Origin of the sequence: Limnohabitans planktonicus II-D5, from assembly GCF_001270065.2 — a bacterium.
Taxonomy (GTDB): Bacteria; Pseudomonadota; Gammaproteobacteria; order Burkholderiales; family Burkholderiaceae_C; genus Limnohabitans_A; species Limnohabitans_A planktonicus.
Window position 1 is genome coordinate 162,769 of sequence record NZ_LFYT02000004.1, and the last position, 19,608, is coordinate 182,376.

Sequence of the window (19,608 nt, forward strand, 5' to 3'; positions counted from 1 at the left end):
AAAACATGGCTGAAAACCAAAAATCGGGTGGTCTCTCTCACGAAAAAATCGAGACCAATAACTTTTTGATGATCGTGTTGATCCTCATCGTGTTGTTGGTGGGGGGCATGGTCGAAATCGTGCCGCTGTTCTTCCAGAAATCCACCACGCAACCGGTGGCAGGCCTCAAGCCTTACACCGCGCTGCAGGTGGCAGGCCGCGATGTGTATGTGCGCGAGGGTTGCTACAACTGCCACTCGCAAATGATCCGCCCTTTCCGTGCAGAGACGCTGCGTTACGGTTCTTATTCCGTGGCGGGTGAGTTTGTCTATGACCACCCCTTCCAATGGGGCTCCAAGCGCACCGGTCCGGATCTGGCCCGCGTGGGTGGTCGTTACAGCGATGAATGGCACCGCATCCACCTGAACAACCCGCGTGACGTGGTGCCCGAATCGAACATGCCTGCCTATTCGTGGCTCGAGAAGAACCCTGTGGACGGTGCCAGCTTGCCTGCGCACATGAAAGGTCTGCGCACACTGGGTGCGCCTTACAGCGACGAAGAAATTGCCAAGGCCTCAGACGAGGTCAAAGGCAAGACTGAACTGGATGCTGTGATTGCCTACCTGCAAGGTATGGGCATCCACCGCAAGTAAAGGGAGCACAACCATGGACATCAACCTACTGCGTTCGATCGTGACTGTGCTCACTTTTGCCATCTTCCTGGGCATCATCTGGTGGGCCATGTCAGGCCGCAACCAAGCCAACTTTGACGAGGCTGCGCAACTGCCGTTTCGTCAGGATGACTGAACTGTCCTCAGCACATCACCCATCAAAGGAATCGACATGAGTGACTTCACCAGCAATTTCTGGCACCTGTATGTGGCTGGCATCACGCTCGTCAGCATCATCGCCTGTCTGATCCTGCTCTGGTTCAGCGGCAAAGCCAAGGCCATGACGGCCAACGACAACACCACAGGTCACGTCTGGGATGGCGACCTGCGTGAAATGAACAACCCGCTGCCGCGTTGGTGGGTGGGCTTGTTCGTCATCACCATTGTGTTTTCGCTGGTTTATTTGGCCATGTACCCCGGCCTGGGCAATTTGGCTGGCAAGTTTGGCTGGACATCTGCGGGTCAGTATGACGCTGAAGTGGCCAAAGCCAACGCCGTAGTGGCCCCTTTGTACGCCAAGTTTTTGGGCATGCCCCCGGAAGATGTGTCCAAAGACCCACAGGCCATGGCCATGGGCGAGCGCTTGTTCATGAACAATTGTGCGCAGTGCCACGGCTCTGATGCACGCGGGAGCAAAGGCTTCCCGAACCTGGCGGATGGCGACTGGTTGTACGGTGGCACACCCGACATCATCAAGACCACCTTGGTCCAGGGCCGAAACGGCAACATGCCGCCCATGGCCGCTGCTGTGGGTTCGCCCGATGATGTGCGCAACTTGGCCCACTATGTACTCAGCCTGTCGGGCAGCCCACACGATTCCTTGCGTGCTTCATTAGGCAAGTCCAAATTTGGTGCTTGCGCGGCTTGCCACGGCATGGACGGCAAGGGCAACCACGCCCTGGGTGCCCCCAACCTGACAGACGATATCTGGCTTCATGGCTGGGGTGAAAACGCCATCGTCAACATGATCAACAACGGCAAAGTCAACCAGATGCCTGCACAGGCCTCCAAGCTGACTGAAGGCCAGATCCATGTGCTGGCATCCTATGTCTGGGGCCTGTCCAACAAGACAGCCACCGCAGCCAAATAAGGTCGTTCATCCATCATTGACCGATTCAGGACATCCCATTGAGGGCGTCCTGCTCTTTTGAAAGCCCGTGTTTTGGACTCCCAAGAAAATCCCTCAAGAAAGTTCGTGCCCATCGTGCCGGTGGCAGTTGCTGCGAATTCTGAGGATGATGCGCAGATGGTGTCGCTGTATGCGGCGACGCAAAAAATTTACCCGCGCAGTGTGCAAGGCATATTTGCCAAATGGCGCTGGTTCATGGTGGTCCTGACGCAGTTGGTTTTTTATGGCTTGCCTTGGCTTGAATGGGGTCAACGCCAGGCAGTACTGTTTGATCTGGGGGCCCGCCGTTTTTATATTTTCGGACTGGTGCTGTATCCACAGGACTTCATTTACCTGACCGCGATCCTGGTGATCTCGGCGTTTTCCTTGTTCCTGTTCACGGCCATTGCAGGACGCTTGTGGTGCGGCTATGCCTGCCCTCAGACGGTCTACAGCGAGATTTTCATGTGGGTGGAGCGCAAGATCGAAGGTGATCGCAGTGCCCGTATCCGGATGGATGGCGAAAAAATGTCGCTCGAAAAGCTGTTCAAGAAAGTCTACAAACACATTTTCTGGCTGACCATCGCCATGTGGACCGGCTTCACCTTTGTGGGTTACTTCACCCCCATCAAGGACTTGGGCATGGAGTTCCTCATGGGCGAAATGAGCTCCTGGGAGGTGTTTTGGGTGTTCTTTTATGCATTTGCCACTTATGGCAATGCCGGGTTCATGCGCGAGCAGGTCTGCAAATACATGTGTCCCTATGCGCGCGTCCAAAGCGCCATGTTCGACAAAGACACCCTGATCGTGACTTATGACGCAGAGCGTGGTGAGCCCCGTGGTGCCCGTTCCAAAAAAGCCGACCCTGCAGCGCTGGGCTTGGGCGCGTGTGTGGACTGCAGTCTGTGTGTGCAGGTGTGCCCCACCGGCATCGACATCCGCAAAGGCCTGCAATACGAATGCATTGGCTGCGGTGCCTGTGCCGACGTGTGCGACACCGTCATGGACAAAGTGGGCTATCCGCGCGGCCTGGTCAAATATTCGACCGAGCACGCCATTAAATATGGCTGGACCCAAGAGCAGACTTTGCGCCATGTTTTCCGGCCCCGAGTGGTTGGGTACATCACCATTTTGTTGGTCGTGGTTGCGGCCTTGTTGACCAGTTTGGGCTTGCGCAAGCCGTTCAAGGTGGACGTGGAGCGTGACCGTGCCTCGCTGGCCCGCATTGTGGCAGGCGGAAAAATTGAAAACGTGTACCGCTTGCAAATCATGAATGCCGCCGAGAAGGCCATGAATTTTGATCTGTCGGTGGACGGTTTGCCTGACATCAGTTTGCAACTCGAAGGCGCTGCGCGGGTTGAAGCCACCGAGTCACGCTGGATTTCGGTGCGCGTTCAACTGCCCTACGCTGCAGCAGCACCGGGCGCTCACCCCATTCAGTTCAAGATTCGTGCCATCGATGTGGGCGGCCATGTGCAGTCCGAGTTGACTGAAAAATCTGTTTTCCTCGTGCCGCGTTGAGCACATCACACAGGGTCTTCACCATGCCTTCACATTCTTCACTGTCTTTGCAAGATCGCCCTTGGTGGACGCACGGTCATGTCTGGTTGATCATTTCCGGCCCTTTGCTTGTGGTGATCGCGAGTTTTGTGACTTTTTATTTGGCTGCGAACGGACAAGATCCCGTCTTGTCGACACAAGAGGTCAGCACCCAGAGTCAGGGCGATGGCATCACTTTGGCTCCTGCGGTTCAGGCCCGTAACCACGCGGCCACGGGCGAGTTGCCTGAGCACAAATCCAATAAATAAGCCCCTCGGTGCCATCAAGGAGATGAAGCATGAAAGCGCAAAGAATGATGTGGATTGCCTGGCCCGCTTTTTTGGTGGCTGGATTGCTCGAGTTGATAATTTTTGGTCTCGTGGACCCACAAGATTTGCAGTGGTTTGGTCATCCCTTGGCGCTGTCCAGGCAGGGGGTTTACACCTTGGCTTTTTTTGTCTTTTGGGCACTGACCATGGTGTCCAGCGGTTTGACCATGCTGTTGTCCATTTCACCCTTGGAGGTCAACAGTTGCCCTGTGCCTAAATCCGCGCAACCACAAGATGGTGCGCGTGACCACAACTGCTGCTGACATGGAAAAAGAGGCTTGAGTCCCTTTGTTCGCATGCATCATTTGAGAGGGCGCGAACCCTTGGCGATTTCAATGGCAATGGGCGGGGTTGTTGACCAAGCGCTGCAAGCCTTCCTTGTCCAGAATGCGCACATGCCGCTGCTTGACTTCTACGGTGCCTTCATCCACAAACTTTGAAAAAGTTCGGCTGACCGTTTCCAGCTTGAGACCCAGATAACTGCCGATTTCTTCTCGGGTCATGCGCAACACCAATTCGGACTGAGAGAACCCCCGGGCATGTAAGCGCTGAACCAGGTTCAACAAAAAGGCGGCCAAACGTTCTTCAGCCCGCATGCTGCCCAAAAGCAGCATCACGCCGTGTTCGCGCACGATTTCTCGGCTCATGATCTTGTGAACATGGTGTTGCAAGGCGGTCACTTCACGAGAAATTTCTTCGATCCGGTCAAAGGGCATCACGCATACTTCAGCGTCTTCCAGTGCCACGGCATCGCAGCTGTGTTGGTCGTTCACGATGCCGTCCAATCCAATGATCTCGCCCGCCATCTGAAAACCTGTGACCTGATCGCGTCCATCTTCAGTCGCCAAGCAGGTTTTGAAAAAACCAGTGCGAATGGCATAGAGAGAAGTGAATTTTTCGCCATTGGTGAACAAGGTATCGCCACGCTTGACCTTGCGTCGCACAGCCACCAGGTCGTCGAGTCGGTTCAAGTCATGGCCGCTCAGGCCTACGGGCATGCACAACTCGCGCAAGTTGCAATTGGAGCAGGCGACTTTGATGACTTCGGGATTCATGGTTTATCTCGTATTGAGCGGTGGATTTGCCTTGGATCAAGGTTTGAGCTTAAACCTAAAAATCTTTCAAAATCGGGCGAGTACCTGCTCTGAGTGGAAAATCCTCTAAATCAAGTATTTCCTTTGACTTGCGTCAAAACCAAAGCACCTTCATCCAGTCACAGTCTCTTCCATCTGTTGAAGACGTTTGTGTGAAGGGACAAGCCATGACTGTCATCACCCCCGAATTGTTGTCCCGTTTTGATGTGCCGGGGCCTCGCTACACCTCTTATCCGACGGCAGACCGTTTTGTGGAAACCTTTAGCGAAGCTGATTACATCCATGCCTTGACCCACCGCCAATCCGGTTCAGTGGGCAAGCAGCCGCCTCTGTCGCTGTATGTGCACATTCCTTTTTGTGAGTCTCTTTGCTATTACTGTGCGTGCAACAAAATCATCACCCAACACAAAGCGCAAGCGACGATTTATTTGCGTTACTTGAATCAAGAGGTGGCGCTGCACACCCGCCATCTGGGACGCGGCCAAGCGGTCAGTCAACTGCATTTGGGGGGCGGTACGCCCACATTTTTGAGCGATGCCCAGTTGCGCCAACTCATGGCCATGCTGCGAGAACACTTTGCCTTTACCCCCGGCGGTGAATACTCGGTCGAGGTGGACCCACGCACCGTGGACGAAAGCCGTTTGGCGGTTTTGGCCGAGCTGGGTTTCAATCGCCTGAGTTTTGGCGTCCAGGACTTTGATCCTGATGTGCAAAAAGCAGTGCACCGCATCCAGCCCGCCGATCAAGTCTTCCAACTCGTGGACGCTGCCCGTCGTCTGGGATTTGAGTCGGTGAATGTGGACCTGATTTACGGCTTGCCTTTGCAAACCCCGCAATCATTTGAACGCACCTTGGCACAGGTCAAACAGTTGGGCCCTGACCGCATTGCGCTGTATGCCTACGCGCACTTGCCCGAGCGCTTCAAGCCTCAGCGTCGCATCCACGCGCATGAACTGCCATCGGTTGCTGACAAGGTGGCGATGCTGTCGCGCTCGCTCGATGCTTTGACCGATGCTGGCTATGTCTACATTGGCATGGACCACTTTGCTTTGCCTGATGACAGCCTGGCTGTGGCCAAGCGGCAAGGTCGTTTGCACCGCAATTTTCAGGGCTACAGCACGCAAGCCGATAGTGACCTGATTGCCCTGGGCGTGTCATCCATTGGTCGTGTGGGATCGACCTACAGCCAAAACGCCAAGACCATGGCCGAGTATGGCGACTTGCTGGATCAAGGCCATTTGCCGGTGGTGCGTGGTTTGTCGCTATCGCGCGATGACCTCATCCGCCGTTCGATCATCATGGCGCTCATGTGTCAAGGGCATTTGCAATACGAGTCCATCAATTTGGCTTGGCTGATGGAGTTCAAGACCTTGTTTGCCCATGAACTGCATCAGCTGGAAGATATGCAATCGCAGGGCTTGGTGCAACTCAACGATGGCGGCATTCAAGTCACCGACATGGGCTGGTTTTTTGTGCGCGGCGTGGCCATGGTGTTTGACCGTTATGTGCAAAAAGACCGAGATCGCAGCCGATTTTCCAAAATCATTTGAGGCTTGGTTTCCATGTTGGCTGCATCTCAGGCAATGCGGCTCACGATCAACAAGCGGATATTCCATGCAAAGTTCTTTGGCCATCACGGCCTTGATGATGGGGGTGCTGGGTGGACCGCACTGCATGGCCATGTGTGGCATGGCCTGCGCGGGGCTGGGTCAGGCGGCGGGCGAGCGCCGCGGCCAGGCCTTGCTGGCCTTTCAGTTGGGGCGCTTGGGGGGCTATTCGTTGTTGGGAGCAGTGGCTGCCGCCAGTGTGCAAGGGCTGGGCTGGTTGACGACCCAGTTGGCCGCCATTCGCCCGGTTTGGACCTTGCTACACCTGGCCGCCTTCGCTTTGGGCTTGTTGCTGATGCTGCAGGCACGGCAACCCGTGTGGCTCGATGGCGCGGCACGCCGATTGTGGGCGCGCGTGCGGGCCTTCAACACCCGCTGGGGACGCGCCGCACCCTGGATGGTGGGCGGGCTGTGGGCCTTGATGCCTTGTGGCTTGCTGTATTCGGCCTTGATGGTCGCAGCATTGACCAGCCAGCCTTTGGAGGGCGCAGCCACCATGGCCTTGTTTGCGCTGGGCAGCGGCCTCAGCCTGTGGGCGGGTCCCTGGTTATTTTTGCGCATGCAGACCCTGGGTGATGGGGCCTGGGGCATGCGTGCGTCGGGCTTTGCGCTGTCAGCCATCTCGGCCTGGGCCTTGTGGATGGGACTGGTGCATGACCAGGCCCCTTGGTGCGTTACACACTGACACCAAAGTGCAGGGCCAAGGGTGAGTGAGGGCCGCTCCGGCACTCACAATCAGGGCGCTTCGTGCATGCTGTTTTTGCCACCTTCTGCGAAAGACTCCCCCATGAAACTGATTCCAACCCCCTCGATGGCTTGGGCTCTGATGATCGCGCTGGCGCTGCCTGTTGCATCCGTTCAGGCTCAAAGTATTGCCAGTCCTCCCATTCCTCATGCGACACCAGCCGCACTCCACCATGACATTTACCAGGTTTTGCATCTGAGTGCTTCGGCCCAGACCGACGTACCGCAAGACTGGCTGGTGGTGAGCCTGTCGGTTCAAAAAGAGGGCTTGCAAGCTCCGGCAGTTCAACGGCAGCTCAACGCGGTTCTGTCTTCTGCCTTGGCTGTTGCCACCCCGATGGTCAAACCTGGGGCCTTGGAGGTCAGAACAGGCGAAATGAACGTGTCACCGCGTTATGGGCGAGACGGCAAGATCAACGGTTGGACAGGCTCCGCGCAACTCGTTTTGCAGGGGCGCGATGTCGAGCAAATCACGACGCTTGCAGGGCGTCTGCAAGAGCTGACGGTGTCGCAGATCGATTGGCTGCTGAGCCCTGAGCAACAAACTGCAGCCCAAGCCCGCATCCAAGCCGAAGCGGTGGAGCGCTTTCAGAGCAAAGCCCAATCCCTGACAAAGCAGTTCGGCTTTGCGGCCTACACCCTCAGGGAAGTGCGCGTCAGCGCTCAGGAAGCGGGCGAGGGCGTGGTCATGCCGCGCATGGCCATGGTTGCCATGGACGCTGCGCCTGCACCCCTGCAGACGGTTGCAGGCAAGTCACGCGTGGTGGTGAACATCTCGGGCAGCATCACCCTGCGTTGAGTGATCATGCCTGCACACGCCTTGGGTGCGGATTGCTGTAACTCAGGCAGACAGGCCCTTGTAAAGCATGTAGGCCGCCAAGGTGTACAAGATGCTGGCAAATACGCGCTTGAGTTGTTTGACGGGCAGTTTGTGTGCGGTGGATGCCCCCAGTGGTGCCATGGTGACGCTGCACAGCGCAACCACCACCAAGGCGGGCAACCACAGGTAGCCAAAGCTATGGTCAGGCAAGTTTTGCACACGTTGGCCGCTGACAATGTAACCCGCCACATTGGCCAGTGCAATCGGAAAACCCAGCGCTGCACTGGTGGCCACTGCGTTGTGAATGGCCACATTGCACCAGGTCATGAACGGCACGCTGATGAAGCCGCCACCAGCGCCCACCAAGCCGGAGAGCAGGCCAATCAGGCCACCGATGCCCAACTGACCCGAAAAGCCCGGCATTTGCCGCGTTGGCGCAGGCTTTTTGTCCAGAAACATCTGGGTCGCAGAAAAACCGACAAATGCCGCAAAAAAAAGTGCCAGCCATGACCCTTTGGCGAAAGCAAAAATAGCCAGACTGCCAATCAGGCTGCCGATCACGATGCCCGGTGCCAGCCCTTTGACCAGATCCCATCGAACGGCTTTTTTCTGGTGGTGTGCACGTACGCTGGAGACCGAGGTGAAGATGATGGTGGCCATGGACGTGGCAATCGCCATCTTCACGGCCAGATCAGGACTCACGCCTCGCTGACCGAGCAGATAGGTGATGACCGGCACCATGATCAGTCCACCGCCAATGCCAAGCAAGCCCGCCAGAAAGCCGGTGCACAAGCCAAGAACAGACAGTTGGGCCAGAAGCACAGGTTCGATGATCATGTGGGGGGGAGGTGTGAAAAAGGTGTCTGCGAGTGCCACCGGACCGGCATCCTGAACCGGGGGTTCAGGTGGGCGAGGGCAGACTGGCGTTGGGTTCATCTGACGCGAGATGATCACGCTCACCAGCCAATGTTCCAAGCCCGGGCTCTAAGAGCATTGGTTCAAGGAAATATAAAGCCCGGCATGCACCGCAGACAGGGCCATTGTAGGCGTTTTGTCATTGCGTGCTTGGCCCGGTGTTGCAAGCTTCAAATCAACTGACCATCACGCTTAATGACTTGATCAAGGCGCGCCAGCAACTTGGTCAAACGCTCTTGCGATGGCTGGGGCAGATCGGCAACAGATGCGCTGCTTGAATGAATGCTCGCGACCAGTTCAGCTTGGTCAAAAGCCAGGTTCAAAGCGGCCAGGACTGCAATGCGGTCGCGTGCCTTGATCTTGCCTGCATCGCGAATTTTGCACATGGCTGCATCCACTTTATGAACGGCAGTCAGCAGGCGCTCTTGACCATCAGCAGGACAGCCCAAAATGTAACTTTGGCCCATGATCTGGACCTCTAATTGCTCGGTACTCATGAGGATGTCTCTGAAGAGCTTGTCGCGCTGGATGTCGGTAAGCGCTCAATCAGCGCGTCGACACGGGCTCTGGCTGCCGCCAATCGTGACTTGAGTTGGTCGCGCTCTTGTGCGAGGGCTAGAACTTGCTGGGACAACAAGGCGTTGGTCCTTTGCAGCTCTTCGTGACGCAGCAGCAGGTGATCCACACGCTCGGCGATCTGATCGATGGTGTCGGAATGGGCCATGGCAAACGGTGAAAGTGATGGCCCGATTGTAGGCGGTGTACTGGTCTTTGTAGGCTTGAAGACAGTTTGCAGACAGTTTGCCCCATAGAATACAGCCCAGTTGGTGCTCGCGAAGACGGTTCACGGTTCGCAGTTCAACGGGAAGCAGGAGGGAAAAGCCACCACGGCCGACCTAACCTGCGCTGCCCCCGCAACGGTAAGCAGACGGGTCTTCATTTGCGTGAAGACCTCGCTTTCATCTGATGCCACTGGTCGCCCTGAAACAGGCGACCGGGAAGGTGATGAAGGTCGCATCTGCCAGCCCGGATACCGGCCAACAAGGTGACCTGTCGCAAGACGGGTTGTAAAGCCCATGCACTGTCGGGGAAGGCGGTGAGGGCGTATTTCTGTTGGTGTTGCATCATGAAAAAATCTTTTCGTTTACGTGCGCGTGCTTTTTCGCGTCTTTCAGTCCCAGCGATTTCTGTTTTGTCATTGACCATGACCTCTTGGGCGCAGGCTCAGACCATTGAAATCAATCCTGTGGTGATTTCTGCGACCAGAGTCGAGCAAAAGCTGTCAAACGTCATTCCTTCTGCGACAGTCATTACCCGCGCGGAAATTGAACGTGCGCAAGCCCCCACCTTAGTGGACTTGCTGCAGGGGCAGCCTGGTATTGAAATTGGCCGTAATGGCGGTCCTGGCACGTATTCCTCTATCTTTATGCGCGGCCAAAACAGCAACAACGTGGCTGTTTACATTGATGGTGTGCGTGTCCAGACAGACTCAATTGGTGCTTTGAGGTTAGTTGATATGCCACCGAATCAAATTGAAAAGGTAGAAATTCTGCGTGGCAATATGGGGGCAGTGTATGGCGATTCTGCTGTGGGCGGTGTGATCAATATCTTCACCCGTGCAGGTGCCGGCAGCTTCGGTCCAACGGCCTCAGTCTCGTATGGTTCTAGAAATACATCAGACGTTGGGTTAGGCTACAACACCAAAGGCGAAGATTTTCGCTTAGGTATATCGGTTCACAAATTTGATACTGACGGTTATTCAGCTATGCAGCACAGTCAGAATCCCACCACAGTCAATCCAGACAAAGATGCTTTTAAACGTCATTCAATATTTTTGAATGGCGAAAAAATGATTGGTAAAGATTTGGCCATTGGCTTTCAAATAAACAATATTGAAAGTAAGGCTGACTACGATAGCACTTCCAATCCTAAATGGGGTCCTGCATCGACCAACGATAAACAAAATAACAAGCAAAATTCATCTGATGTGACTGGCTACAGCAAGTTCAATCTGTCCACGGCTTGGTCGTCTCGCGTGGGACTTACTGAATCAAAATTTAAAAATAGTGATTTTTATAACGGCGCTGCAAATGGTCAATTTGATGGTGAGCAACGCAACATTCAATGGAGTAACGTTTACCGCCTTGGACATGGTAACGTTACGTTTGGTGCTGATGGCACAAACACTAACTTCAAAACGACCACTGAGTACAATCGAAAATCACTTGGATATTATGCAGGCTACAGCGGTTTGTATGAAAAGCTTGACTACCAAATTAATTTGAGACATGACCAAGTCAAGTCTAAATCCACCTCGACCTCTATCGACAAGTCAGCAAACACTTGGCTTTTGGGTTTGGGCTATCTGCTAACTGAAAAGTTCAAACTTACGGGTCTTGTATCAACGTCTTTTCGCGCTCCGAACACAGCCGAGCTGTTTGATGTTCCTGCGTGGGGGACAACGGGTAATCTCAATTTAAAACCTGAAGAGCACAAGGGTCTCGAGTTGGGAGCCAGTTATGCAACAGAGTTGGGCACTTTACGTCTGGTTCGATTTGAAAGTAAAACCACCAATGCGATTGCCTACAAGTCAGGAACGCCTTCCTATGAAAACATTGGCTTAGTTGAGAACAAGGGGTACGAAACCGGTTTCTCTGGCGTTAGCAATGGTTGGGTGTACAAACTCAGTGCTGTTCACCAAGATCCGATCAACGCCCAAACTGGCGCTCGACTTGCGCGTCGTGCCCGGGAATACGGCTCGATTTACGTTGGTAAAACTTTGCTCGGTATAGATTGGGGTACTCAAATCGTGGCTTCGGGTAATCGCGTAGATGAAACAAGATCGTTGGAGTCTTACACATTGGTTCATTTTTCTGCAGCGAAAAAGATGACACCCGAATGGACGGGGCGCATCAAAATTGAGAATGCTTTCGACCAAAAATACCAACTAGCATACGGTTATGACACACCTCCCCGTGGCGTGTTTGTGTCTATGCAATACCAGCCTAAGTGAACGTTATTGATGCGTCTGATGACTTCGTTCTTGCGAATGTTCAGTGTATGGGGCTTTTATCTGTGCGCGGAGGTTGTTGCGTTTACAAACCCCATGCCGCGCATCGTTTCGTTGGATTTGTGTTCCGACTGGCTACTGGCTCATCACGCGCCGGATAGCCAGTCGATTGTTTTTTCACCCATGGTGCGACGTTACCCTCTGCCAGTTGGTGCGGTTCAGCGGATGTCGCACGATGGTTCATTGGAGCAGGTGTTGGCACTTAAACCAGACGTAGTGCTTGTCGGTGAATTCAACGCGTTCATGTTGCGAAAGCGCTTGGCATCGCTAGGTGTTCGAGTGGTGATTACGCCTTTGCCGCAAACGCTGGTCGATTTGGAGTCGCTAGACCACGTTGTTCAAACTGTCCTAGAAAAATCTAATGCCCCCAACGGTATTTCTGTTTCACATACAAAGTTGAAACAACCGCATGGTCGATTGCTATTGATAGGTCCGAATGGCGAAGGGATGGGACGCAAAACCTTTGAAGACAACCTCATTACTCGCGCAGGGTGGGTCAATTACGTTGAGAGCATTGGTCGCGTGAAGCTAGACCTTGAGGCTATTGCCGTCAACCCGCCCGACGCTCTTGTTTTGTCGGTTCCTCGCCACGCGGCCTTGGCAAATCTATTTGTGCAACACCCGGTGCTCAAGCATGCGATACCGCCAGAAAGGTGGATCCAGACGGATTATTGGCGCTGGCAATGTCCCGGTCCGTGGATGCACGAACTGATTCAACAACTTCAACCATGAATGCCTGGCTTAGCCCTCTGCTCGCGTTACTGCTTTTGCTGTCTGTGAGCGTGTCTTTGACAATTGGGTCGGTGCCACTGGATGTATGGAGTGGTTTGCATGACTGGCTGATTCAAACGCCATCGCCTGAGGCCATTGTGGTGGGTGAGATTCGTCTGCCCCGTACATTGTTGGCCTTGTTGGTGGGGGCGTCACTAGGCTTAAGTGGCGCTGCGCTGCAGGGCTTGCTACGCAATCCGTTGGCGGATCCTGGCCTGACTGGGGCTAGCCAAGGTGCCGCCTTGGGTGCGGCGACGGTTTTCTATTTTGGTTTCTTTTCTGCCGCTGGGGTGCTGGCACCAGCTTTGGCTGGGTTTATGGGTGCGGTCATGGCTATGGTTTTCATGCTGTGGCTTGCTGGTACGGCACAAGCGTCGATGGTTTTGCTAGCAGGCTTGGCAATTTCCACCATCACTGGTGCATTGTTGGCTACCGTGCTTAACTTTGCGCCCAACCCCTTTGCCATGCAGGAGCTGGTGTTTTGGTTGTTAGGTTCGGTGTCAGACCGTGGCATGCAGCACGTGTTGCTCTTGTTGCCTTCGGTGGTTTTGGGCCTCGCCTTGCTGTGGCGTGAACGCCCTTTTTTAGCGGCCATTAGCTTGGGCGAGCAAGTGGCACATAGTTTGGGCTATCGTTTTGCAGTGCATAGCCGTTGGGTCGTGTTAGGCGCCGCACTGTTGGTCGGCTCGGCGGTCTCGGTTGCGGGGTCGGTTGGTTTTGTGGGTCTTATAGTCCCTCATTTGCTCAGGCGATGGGTGGGACACCGGCCTGATCGCTTGCTGATTCCCTCTGCACTGTTGGGCGCTTGTTTGGTGTGTGTGGCAGATACACTGGTTCGCCTTTTGCCCAGCGGGCCCGAAATTAAGCTGGGCGTCATAACCGCTCTGATCGGCTCGCCTTTGTTTATTCGGCTCATCTGGAATGATCGTAAGCAATGGCAGGGCTAAGCATTCTTCAGGCATTGGTACCGGGGCGTTTGCATAACGTATCGTTGCAAGCCCATGCTGGTCAAATGTTGGGCCTGATTGGCCCCAATGGTTCTGGTAAATCGAGCTTGCTGCACACCATGGCTGGTTTGCTGCCCAGCACTGGACAAGTGTGGCTGGGTAAACAAAGACTAGAACATATGCCCCTTGATGATCGGGCGCGCCGCTTGGGGTTGTTGCCCCAGCGCAACCAAAGCGCATGGGCTTTGCGCGTCCACGATGTAGTTAGCTTGGGTCGTTTACCTTGGCACGATGACAATCCAGAGGCCATCGACTGGGCGATGCGGCAAGTTGGAGTGCAGGCTTTCGCCGAAAAGTCTGTTGATCAACTGTCCGGTGGTGAACAGGCTCGCGTTTGGCTTGCCCGAGTGTTGGCGGGTTGCCCCGATGTATTGTTGGCCGATGAGCCGATGGCCAGTTTGGATTTGCTTTACCAACATCAGATTGCCCAAGCGCTGCAAGCTTATGCGCGGCAAGGTCACACTGTGGTGGTGGCTTTGCACGATTTGTCGTTAGCCGCTCGTTACTGCGACCAGTTGGCCTTAATGCAAGAGGGCCGCTTGGAGGTGATTGGCAGTGTGCACGAGGTGCTAAATGCCCAAGTGTTAAGCCGCATCTATGGCGTAGATGTGATGGTTGATTTGGCGGCCCAACCGCCTGTGGTTTTAGCGAGGTGATCAAATGAAACCAACACGCGATTTGGACGAGCTGTGTTACAGCTTTATTTACGAGACATCTTGGTTGTGTGATTATGAAGTCGCGACCGATGAGTTGTGCGGCCATGTAGGCATGGCCTGTGTTGCGCTTGCTCGCGACATGCCGGATCTTGCGGCCGATCTCGACTGGCTTCAACCGCTGGTGTTTCACCTCAATGGTTCAGTGCGGGGGAAAATGGCAGTGACTGAGGCTGATATCGATCAGCTGAAAGCCTGCTTGCAACGCTATCGTGTAGAAGTGGCGGGTGCAGTTAAAGGCTTTGTTTTGCCACGCGGTGAACCGCCCATTTCAAACCTGCACTTGGGGAGGTCGGCAGCCAAAAAGGCTATACGTGCATTGGTGAGGGTTGAACAAGAAGGGCGTGAAATTCCATCAATTGTTGTGCGGTTTTGCAATGTGATTTGCAATGTCTTATTTGCCATAACCTTAGTGATCAATCACCGACGTCAGGTGACAGAAATGCCGTTCGAGAGTCTTTCTTACACGATCAAACGACCTAAAACAGTGTATGGCAATGATGCACCCATCCACGAGTGACTCGATTTTGCAAGGATAGGCTAGATGACCACGGTTCACACACTACACCGGCTCGCATGTGAGCAAGGGGCCGATACTTACTGCGACCCTGCCACGGGCTATCGGGTCTTCACAGAGCACGCCTTGTTCAAAAAAGGCGACTGCTGCGGCAATGCCTGTAGACATTGCCCATACGGTCACATCAAGGTCAGCAAACCCGGACACGAGCCGAGCATCAAAAAACCAGTGGTATTGGGTCGGGACCTGATTGAAGATGCCCAAGATGGCTTGGATGTGCTGTTTTGGTCGGGGGGTAAGGACAGTTTTTTATGTTTGTCGTGCCTGCTTGAAAAGCGCAAAAACGTGGCATTGCTGACAACTTTTGACACCGTTACTAATCGCGTGCCCATCCAAAACATTCCGATCAAAGACATTGTTCATCAAGCCGCGTATTTGGAGGTCCCTGTGTGCTTGGTGCCGTTGTCACCTGATGTACGCTACCAAGACGCTGTATCGGCTGGGTTACTGACCCTTGAAGAGCAGCTGGGCTCACGCATCAACCGTATCTGTTTTGGAGATTTGCATCTTCAAGACTTGCGTAATTGGCGAGTCAAGGCCTGGCCTCAGTATGAAGTCTTTACTCCGCTCTTTGGGCAACCCTATGCTGCGTTGTTGGAACTGTTGTGGAAGAGCATCCATCGGTACGATGTCAGTGTCCATTTGTCGACCGAATTGCATTTGCCCGATGCCGTGTTGCCCATTGGCACACCCTACGACAAAACGTTGGTTGAGCGCTTACAACGCGCTGGTGTTGACGTCATGTTGGAGCTCGGTGAAGGTCATACGCGCGTGATGCCCCGTGCATCACGATCCCTCCAACCTATGTCCATTGAGGACGGAGGCTTGTCATGATGTCTTACGGCCCCCAACGCATCGTCTGCCTCACCGAAGAGGCCACGGAGTGGCTGTATCTGCTGGGGCAGGAGCAGCGCATCGTGGGCATCTCGGGCTACACGGTGCGTCCGCGCCGGGCTCGGGAGGAAAAGCCCAAGGTCAGTGCTTTTTTGAGCGCCAAGATTGACAAGATCCTGGCACTCAAGCCGGATTGTGTTTTTGGGTTTTCCGACCTGCAGGCCGAGATTGCGGCTTTGCTCATCAAGGCCGGCGTGCAGGTCACCATCTTCAACCAGCGCAGCGTGGACGAGATTTTTTCGATGCTCTACCAGGTGGCGGCCATGGTGGGGCAGGCTGAGCAGGGTTTGCAAAGGCTTTCGGCCATGCGTGCTGAACTGGACGCCATTGCGCTGAAGGCGGCGAGTTTCAAGCGCAGACCGAAAGTGTTTTTTGAAGAGTGGGACGAGCCGCACATCAGCGGCATCCGCTGGGTGTCGGAGTTGATGGGCATCGCAGGCGGTGACGACGTGTTCCCCGAATTGGCTGTGCAAGCGATGGGCAAGGATCGCATCATTGCCGACCCGCAGACCATCATTGACCGTGCACCCGACATCATCATCGGCTCATGGTGCGGCAAGAAGTTTCGTTCTGAAAAAGTGGCCGCCCGTGCGGGTTGGCAAGACGTGCCTGCAGTGCGCAACGGGCAGTTGTTTGAAATCAAGTCGGCCGACATCTTGCAACCCGGTCCTGCGGCGCTGACCGATGGCGTGGCGCAGTTGCACCGCATCATGAGCCAGTGGGAGGCTCAGCATGCGTGACGGTTGCTTGACAACTGCGCTGAAACAGACCGTGCGCCCAGCCGATGCCGCACATCTGAGCCTGCGTTCGCCTTGGGCTCAATCGGTGCTCGTGTTCATGGCCTTGCTGTTGTCGGCCACCTGTGCTTTGGCCGTGACGGTACAAGATGACCGCCAGCAAAAAATCGAGATGGCCAAACCGCCGCAGCGAATTGTGAGCTTGCTGCCTTCACTGACTGAAACTGTGTGCGCATTGGGTGCCTGCCAGCGTTTAGTCGGCCTGGACCGTTATTCCAACTGGCCCGCATCCATTGCGCAGTTGCCCCGCGTGGGCGGCGGCCTTGATCCGAACATTGAAAGCATCATCGCGCTCAAGCCCGACCTGGTGTTGGCGGCGGGCTCGACCCGTGGTGCAGACCGTTTACAAGCCCTGGGCCTGACGGTGTTGCGCCTGGAGCCGCGAACCCATGCCGACGCACAGCGTGTGCTGCGCACCGTGGGCGATGCCTTGTGGGTGTCCCCCGCCGAAAGCGAACGCGTTTGGCGCGGGATCGAGGCGGGCGTGCAAGCCGCCTCCCAATCGCTCAGTCCGCAGGCGCGCCAACAGCGGGTGTATTTTGAAGTCAGCTCTGCCCCATATGGTGCCAGCGAAGCGTCCTTCATTGGTGAAACGCTCACGCGCATGGGGGTGGGCAACATCCTGCCTGCGGCCATGGGGCCGTTTCCTCTGGTCAATCCCGAGTTTGTGGTGCGCGCTCAGCCTGATGTGATCATGGCTGGCGACAGCAGCCGCACCAGCATGGCGCAGCGCCCGGGCTGGTCCACTTTGCGCGCCATGCAGGCTCAACGCATTTGCGTGTTCAAACAGGCTGAATCCGAAGTGCTGGTGCGTGCGGGTCCGCGCATGGCCGAAGGTGCCAAGCTCATGGCCGATTGCCTGAACAAAGCCGCTGGGGCAGGGCGATGAGCGATCAGACCCGCGCGCACCGCTGGGTTGGGCTGTTGCTCTTGATCGGTGTGACGACGGTGCTGCTGGGCACCGTGGCGGGCAGCCAAGGCTGGCATGCCTGGTGGTGGTCTCAGGCCGATGAGGTGTCGCGCCAGATTGTGTTGGACATCCGGCTGCCACGCAGTCTGGGGGCCTGGTTGGGCGGTGGCTTGCTGGGCTTGGCTGGGGCCGTGGCGCAGGGGCTGTTTCGCAACCCTCTGGCCGATCCGTATTTGCTGGGCAGCGCTTCGGGGGCGTCATTGGGTGTGGGCACGTATTTCAGTTTGTTTGGCGGCAGCGCCTGGGTCATGACCTGGTGGCTGGGTCTGGGCCTCACGGGTGCAGCTTTTGTGGGGGCGGTGCTTGCTGTCATCTTGACTTTGCTCTTGGCGCGTGGCGTGCAGCAGACCCTGCGCTTGCTGCTGGCCGGTGTGGTGGTGGGTGTTGTGCTGGGTGCCGTCACGTCGATGATGTCTTTGCTGCAGCCGCAGGTGCTGCAAGCCATGCAAGGCTTCATGCTCGGTTCCACCGCTTTTGTCGGCTGGACGGCTTGCGCCACCATGGCCATGGTGTTGATCCTTTGCGTGGCCTTGGCCTGGACTTTTGCCCGCGTGCTGGATGCCTTGACACTGGGCGAGTCCACGGCTCAAACGCTGGGTGTGCCGCTGCGTTCAGCCCGACTCGTGTTGGTGGGCGTGATTTCTCTGGCCACGGGAGCTGCCGTGGCGCACATCGGGCTGGTGGCTTTTGTGGGTTTGGCTGCGCCGCATCTGGTGCGTTCGCTGGTCCGTTGCACCCATGCTTGGCGCTTGCTGCTGGCCGCGCTCATGGGCGGCGCTTTGTTGTCCTTGGCCGATGTGTTGGCCCGTGTGCTGTTTGCTCCGCAAGAGTTGCCGGTGGGGGTGCTCACGGCGGTCTTGGGTGGTGGCTATCTGTTGTGGCGCGTGTATCGGGACACGGATCAAAGCTCGGGTGCGGGAGCTGTGCGATGACCCCCGCCCTGGAAACCCGACAACTGCAGCTTGAACTCGGTGGCCGCACCGTGTTGAACGGCCTGGACCTTCAGATCGCCACGGGTCGCTGGACTTGCGTTGTCGGACCCAATGGAGCGGGAAAATCCACCTTGCTCAGGGCGCTGGCCGGTTTGTTGCCTTACAGCGGGCAGGTGCTCTGGCAGGGCCAGGCGCTCGAAGCCATCTCTCGCCGTGACCGTGGTTTGCTGCTGTCCTGGCTGGGCCAAGGCGAGGTGAGCACGCTCGATCTGCGCGTGTGGGACGTGGTCATGCTCGGCCGACTGCCTCATCAAGGCTGGCTGGGGGCTCCGAGTGAACTGGACCATCAAATGGTCGAAGCAGCCCTGAAAGCCACACAGGCCTGGGATTGGCGCGAACGCACGCTGGGTGAGCTCTCGGGCGGTGAGCGGCAGCGCGTGCTGCTGGCACGGGCCATGGCGGGCAATGCGCCACTCATGCTGATGGACGAACCACTGGCCAACCTCGACCCGCCGCACCAGGTGGACTGGCTGGAGCAGGTGCATTGCCTGATCGCGCAGGGCACCACGGTGGTCAGCGTGCTGCATGAAATCGGCATGGCGCTGCATGCGCACGAAGTGGTGGTCATGGATGCGGGGCGAGTCGTGCACCATGGTGCTTGCAGCGATACCGACACGCACGCGGCGATCGAATCCGTGTTTGACCACCGCATCCGCATTTGCGCGCTGGAGGGTCAATGGGTCGTGTTGCCGCGTTTGTGAACTCTTTTTTGCTTCATGCGGACCTGTCTGATCTTTCAGTTCGATCACAGAAGCTGGATTGCCACGCTTCGCTCGCAATGACGAAAATGGGATGCATTTCCACGCATCGCTCGCAACGCCCGATAAAGTATCTTGTCATTGCGAGGAGCTTGCGACGCGGCAATCCAGTTGGGGTGCTGTAAGAGGCTCAAGCGCTGTTTCGATCACAGAAGCTGGATTGCCACGCTTCGCTCGCAATGACGAAAATGGGATGCATTTCCGCGCTTCGCTCGCAATGACGGGAATCGGTTGGGGGATTGCCTCACGTCGC

General features: G+C 55.9%; 23 protein-coding genes, 1 other RNA gene and 1 riboswitch. Of the genes, 19 read left to right on the forward strand and 5 right to left on the reverse strand.

The features are described from left to right. The first annotated feature begins 5 nt into the window (after nucleotides 1–5). The 6 genes from ccoO to H663_RS25240 all read left to right on the forward strand — a co-directional run bounded on the left by ccoO (nucleotide 6) and on the right by H663_RS25240 (nucleotide 3,889). The gene (gene ccoO, locus H663_RS25215; RefSeq protein ID WP_053169627.1) at nucleotides 6–632 is read left to right on the forward strand and encodes a cytochrome-c oxidase, cbb3-type subunit II; all 627 of its coding nucleotides are present in this window, start codon (nucleotides 6–8) and stop codon (nucleotides 630–632) included. A 13-nt stretch (nucleotides 633–645) separates the two neighbouring features. Then, nucleotides 646–786: a CcoQ/FixQ family Cbb3-type cytochrome c oxidase assembly chaperone gene (locus tag H663_RS25220; protein ID WP_053169625.1), complete on the forward strand. Its 141-nt coding sequence runs from the start codon at nucleotides 646–648 to the stop codon at nucleotides 784–786. A 36-nt stretch (nucleotides 787–822) separates the two neighbouring features. After that, nucleotides 823–1,740: a cytochrome-c oxidase, cbb3-type subunit III gene (gene ccoP, locus H663_RS25225; RefSeq protein ID WP_053169623.1), complete on the forward strand. Its 918-nt coding sequence runs from the start codon at nucleotides 823–825 to the stop codon at nucleotides 1,738–1,740. A 72-nt stretch (nucleotides 1,741–1,812) separates the two neighbouring features. After that, on the forward strand, nucleotides 1,813–3,279 hold the full coding sequence (ccoG, locus tag H663_RS25230; protein ID WP_053169621.1) for a cytochrome c oxidase accessory protein CcoG: 1,467 nt from the start codon (nucleotides 1,813–1,815) through the stop codon (nucleotides 3,277–3,279). A gap of 23 nt (nucleotides 3,280–3,302) precedes the next feature. After that, nucleotides 3,303–3,566, forward strand: a complete 264-nt coding sequence (locus tag H663_RS25235) for a nitrogen fixation protein FixH (protein WP_053169619.1) — start codon at nucleotides 3,303–3,305, stop codon at nucleotides 3,564–3,566. A gap of 29 nt (nucleotides 3,567–3,595) precedes the next feature. Continuing rightward, entirely contained in the window at nucleotides 3,596–3,889 is a 294-nt protein-coding gene (locus H663_RS25240; protein ID WP_053169617.1) for a hypothetical protein, read from the forward strand. A gap of 69 nt (nucleotides 3,890–3,958) precedes the next feature. Here the strand turns inward: H663_RS25240 and fnr are convergent, their stop codons facing one another. Beyond that, a complete protein-coding gene (gene fnr, locus H663_RS25245; RefSeq protein ID WP_053169615.1) occupies nucleotides 3,959–4,681 on the reverse strand; it encodes a fumarate/nitrate reduction transcriptional regulator Fnr in 723 nt (240 codons plus the stop codon). A gap of 206 nt (nucleotides 4,682–4,887) precedes the next feature. Between fnr and hemN the strand changes: the two genes are divergently transcribed. The 3 genes from hemN to H663_RS25260 all read left to right on the forward strand — a co-directional run bounded on the left by hemN (nucleotide 4,888) and on the right by H663_RS25260 (nucleotide 7,870). Continuing rightward, a complete protein-coding gene (hemN, locus tag H663_RS25250; protein WP_053169613.1) occupies nucleotides 4,888–6,270 on the forward strand; it encodes an oxygen-independent coproporphyrinogen III oxidase in 1,383 nt (460 codons plus the stop codon). A gap of 64 nt (nucleotides 6,271–6,334) precedes the next feature. Further along, the gene (locus H663_RS25255) at nucleotides 6,335–7,012 is read left to right on the forward strand and encodes a sulfite exporter TauE/SafE family protein (RefSeq protein WP_053169611.1); all 678 of its coding nucleotides are present in this window, start codon (nucleotides 6,335–6,337) and stop codon (nucleotides 7,010–7,012) included. Nucleotides 7,013–7,114: 102 nt separating this feature from the next. Then, nucleotides 7,115–7,870, forward strand: a complete 756-nt coding sequence (locus H663_RS25260; RefSeq protein ID WP_165803860.1) for an SIMPL domain-containing protein — start codon at nucleotides 7,115–7,117, stop codon at nucleotides 7,868–7,870. 42 nt (nucleotides 7,871–7,912) lie between these two features. On the opposite strand, the gene H663_RS25265 is transcribed toward H663_RS25260, so the two are convergent. The 4 genes from H663_RS25265 to H663_RS25275 all read right to left on the reverse strand — a co-directional run bounded on the left by H663_RS25265 (nucleotide 7,913) and on the right by H663_RS25275 (nucleotide 9,530). Then, nucleotides 7,913–8,728, reverse strand: coding sequence for a sulfite exporter TauE/SafE family protein (locus H663_RS25265; RefSeq protein WP_053169606.1), 816 nt, complete (start codon nucleotides 8,726–8,728; stop codon nucleotides 7,913–7,915). Between the two features lie 19 nt (nucleotides 8,729–8,747). Beyond that, nucleotides 8,748–8,928, reverse strand: a non-coding RNA gene (ssrS, locus tag H663_RS42570) — 6S RNA. A 48-nt stretch (nucleotides 8,929–8,976) separates the two neighbouring features. Next, nucleotides 8,977–9,303 carry a cell division protein ZapA gene (locus H663_RS25270; protein ID WP_053169604.1) on the reverse strand — a complete coding sequence of 109 codons (327 nt, stop codon included), beginning with the start codon at nucleotides 9,301–9,303 and terminating at the stop codon, nucleotides 8,977–8,979. Next, nucleotides 9,300–9,530, reverse strand: a complete 231-nt coding sequence (locus H663_RS25275; protein WP_053169600.1) for a hypothetical protein — start codon at nucleotides 9,528–9,530, stop codon at nucleotides 9,300–9,302. Before H663_RS25275 ends, H663_RS25270 begins: the two co-directional genes overlap by 4 nt. Nucleotides 9,531–9,614: 84 nt before the next feature. Then, nucleotides 9,615–9,862, forward strand: a riboswitch (cobalamin riboswitch). Between the two features lie 70 nt (nucleotides 9,863–9,932). Here H663_RS25275 and H663_RS25280 point away from each other — a divergent pair. The 10 genes from H663_RS25280 (at nucleotide 9,933) to H663_RS25325 (ending at nucleotide 19,298) form a co-directional block, all read left to right on the forward strand. Beyond that, nucleotides 9,933–11,819, forward strand: coding sequence for a TonB-dependent receptor domain-containing protein (locus H663_RS25280; protein WP_083451034.1), 1,887 nt, complete (start codon nucleotides 9,933–9,935; stop codon nucleotides 11,817–11,819). 93 nt (nucleotides 11,820–11,912) lie between these two features. Next, nucleotides 11,913–12,608: an ABC transporter substrate-binding protein gene (locus tag H663_RS25285; RefSeq protein ID WP_133239968.1), complete on the forward strand. Its 696-nt coding sequence runs from the start codon at nucleotides 11,913–11,915 to the stop codon at nucleotides 12,606–12,608. Continuing rightward, nucleotides 12,605–13,594, forward strand: coding sequence for a FecCD family ABC transporter permease (locus H663_RS25290; RefSeq protein WP_053169592.1), 990 nt, complete (start codon nucleotides 12,605–12,607; stop codon nucleotides 13,592–13,594). Before H663_RS25285 ends, H663_RS25290 begins: the two co-directional genes overlap by 4 nt. Beyond that, nucleotides 13,582–14,310: an ABC transporter ATP-binding protein gene (locus H663_RS25295; RefSeq protein WP_053169590.1), complete on the forward strand. Its 729-nt coding sequence runs from the start codon at nucleotides 13,582–13,584 to the stop codon at nucleotides 14,308–14,310. The genes H663_RS25290 and H663_RS25295 overlap by 13 nt, the downstream gene beginning before the upstream one ends. A 4-nt stretch (nucleotides 14,311–14,314) precedes the next feature. Further along, the gene (locus H663_RS25300; protein ID WP_053169588.1) at nucleotides 14,315–14,887 is read left to right on the forward strand and encodes a hypothetical protein; all 573 of its coding nucleotides are present in this window, start codon (nucleotides 14,315–14,317) and stop codon (nucleotides 14,885–14,887) included. 24 nt (nucleotides 14,888–14,911) lie between these two features. Next, nucleotides 14,912–15,778, forward strand: coding sequence for a DUF5522 domain-containing protein (locus tag H663_RS25305; RefSeq protein ID WP_053169586.1), 867 nt, complete (start codon nucleotides 14,912–14,914; stop codon nucleotides 15,776–15,778). Next, the gene (locus tag H663_RS25310; RefSeq protein WP_053169584.1) at nucleotides 15,775–16,578 is read left to right on the forward strand and encodes a cobalamin-binding protein; all 804 of its coding nucleotides are present in this window, start codon (nucleotides 15,775–15,777) and stop codon (nucleotides 16,576–16,578) included. The genes H663_RS25305 and H663_RS25310 overlap by 4 nt, the downstream gene beginning before the upstream one ends. 97 nt (nucleotides 16,579–16,675) lie before the next feature. Further along, a complete protein-coding gene (locus H663_RS25315; protein ID WP_053171418.1) occupies nucleotides 16,676–17,524 on the forward strand; it encodes an ABC transporter substrate-binding protein in 849 nt (282 codons plus the stop codon). Next, nucleotides 17,521–18,537 (forward strand): FecCD family ABC transporter permease, encoded by a 1,017-nt coding sequence (locus H663_RS25320; RefSeq protein ID WP_053169582.1) that lies wholly within the window; start codon nucleotides 17,521–17,523, stop codon nucleotides 18,535–18,537. Before H663_RS25315 ends, H663_RS25320 begins: the two co-directional genes overlap by 4 nt. Further along, complete coding sequence (locus H663_RS25325; protein WP_053169579.1) at nucleotides 18,534–19,298, forward strand: ABC transporter ATP-binding protein; 765 nt, start codon at nucleotides 18,534–18,536, stop codon at nucleotides 19,296–19,298. The genes H663_RS25320 and H663_RS25325 overlap by 4 nt, the downstream gene beginning before the upstream one ends. Nucleotides 19,299–19,608 lie beyond the last annotated feature (310 nt).

Excerpts from the sequence above, each read along its gene's own strand:
- H663_RS25320 (WP_053169582.1), top strand. The coding sequence starts at position 17,521 with ATGAGCGATCAGACCCGCGCGCACCGCTGGGTTGGGCTGTTGCTCTTG.
- H663_RS25295 (WP_053169590.1), top strand. The coding sequence starts at position 13,582 with ATGGCAGGGCTAAGCATTCTTCAGGCATTGGTACCGGGGCGTTTGCAT.
- H663_RS25270 (WP_053169604.1), bottom strand. The coding sequence starts at position 9,303 with ATGAGTACCGAGCAATTAGAGGTCCAGATCATGGGCCAAAGTTACATT.
- H663_RS25285 (WP_133239968.1), top strand. The coding sequence starts at position 11,913 with ATGCCGCGCATCGTTTCGTTGGATTTGTGTTCCGACTGGCTACTGGCT.
- ccoP (WP_053169623.1), top strand. The coding sequence starts at position 823 with ATGAGTGACTTCACCAGCAATTTCTGGCACCTGTATGTGGCTGGCATC.
- hemN (WP_053169613.1), top strand. The coding sequence starts at position 4,888 with ATGACTGTCATCACCCCCGAATTGTTGTCCCGTTTTGATGTGCCGGGG.
- H663_RS25260 (WP_165803860.1), top strand. The coding sequence starts at position 7,115 with ATGAAACTGATTCCAACCCCCTCGATGGCTTGGGCTCTGATGATCGCG.
- H663_RS25325 (WP_053169579.1), top strand. The coding sequence starts at position 18,534 with ATGACCCCCGCCCTGGAAACCCGACAACTGCAGCTTGAACTCGGTGGC.
- H663_RS25255 (WP_053169611.1), top strand. The coding sequence starts at position 6,335 with ATGCAAAGTTCTTTGGCCATCACGGCCTTGATGATGGGGGTGCTGGGT.
- H663_RS25310 (WP_053169584.1), top strand. The coding sequence starts at position 15,775 with ATGATGTCTTACGGCCCCCAACGCATCGTCTGCCTCACCGAAGAGGCC.
- H663_RS25240 (WP_053169617.1), top strand. The coding sequence starts at position 3,596 with ATGAAAGCGCAAAGAATGATGTGGATTGCCTGGCCCGCTTTTTTGGTG.
- ccoO (WP_053169627.1), top strand. The coding sequence starts at position 6 with ATGGCTGAAAACCAAAAATCGGGTGGTCTCTCTCACGAAAAAATCGAG.
- H663_RS25315 (WP_053171418.1), top strand. The coding sequence starts at position 16,676 with ATGGCCTTGCTGTTGTCGGCCACCTGTGCTTTGGCCGTGACGGTACAA.
- H663_RS25220 (WP_053169625.1), top strand. The coding sequence starts at position 646 with ATGGACATCAACCTACTGCGTTCGATCGTGACTGTGCTCACTTTTGCC.
- H663_RS25235 (WP_053169619.1), top strand. The coding sequence starts at position 3,303 with ATGCCTTCACATTCTTCACTGTCTTTGCAAGATCGCCCTTGGTGGACG.
- H663_RS25280 (WP_083451034.1), top strand. The coding sequence starts at position 9,933 with ATGAAAAAATCTTTTCGTTTACGTGCGCGTGCTTTTTCGCGTCTTTCA.
- H663_RS25275 (WP_053169600.1), bottom strand. The coding sequence starts at position 9,530 with ATGGCCCATTCCGACACCATCGATCAGATCGCCGAGCGTGTGGATCAC.
- H663_RS25265 (WP_053169606.1), bottom strand. The coding sequence starts at position 8,728 with ATGATCATCGAACCTGTGCTTCTGGCCCAACTGTCTGTTCTTGGCTTG.
- H663_RS25300 (WP_053169588.1), top strand. The coding sequence starts at position 14,315 with ATGAAACCAACACGCGATTTGGACGAGCTGTGTTACAGCTTTATTTAC.
- H663_RS25290 (WP_053169592.1), top strand. The coding sequence starts at position 12,605 with ATGAATGCCTGGCTTAGCCCTCTGCTCGCGTTACTGCTTTTGCTGTCT.
- fnr (WP_053169615.1), bottom strand. The coding sequence starts at position 4,681 with ATGAATCCCGAAGTCATCAAAGTCGCCTGCTCCAATTGCAACTTGCGC.
- H663_RS25305 (WP_053169586.1), top strand. The coding sequence starts at position 14,912 with ATGACCACGGTTCACACACTACACCGGCTCGCATGTGAGCAAGGGGCC.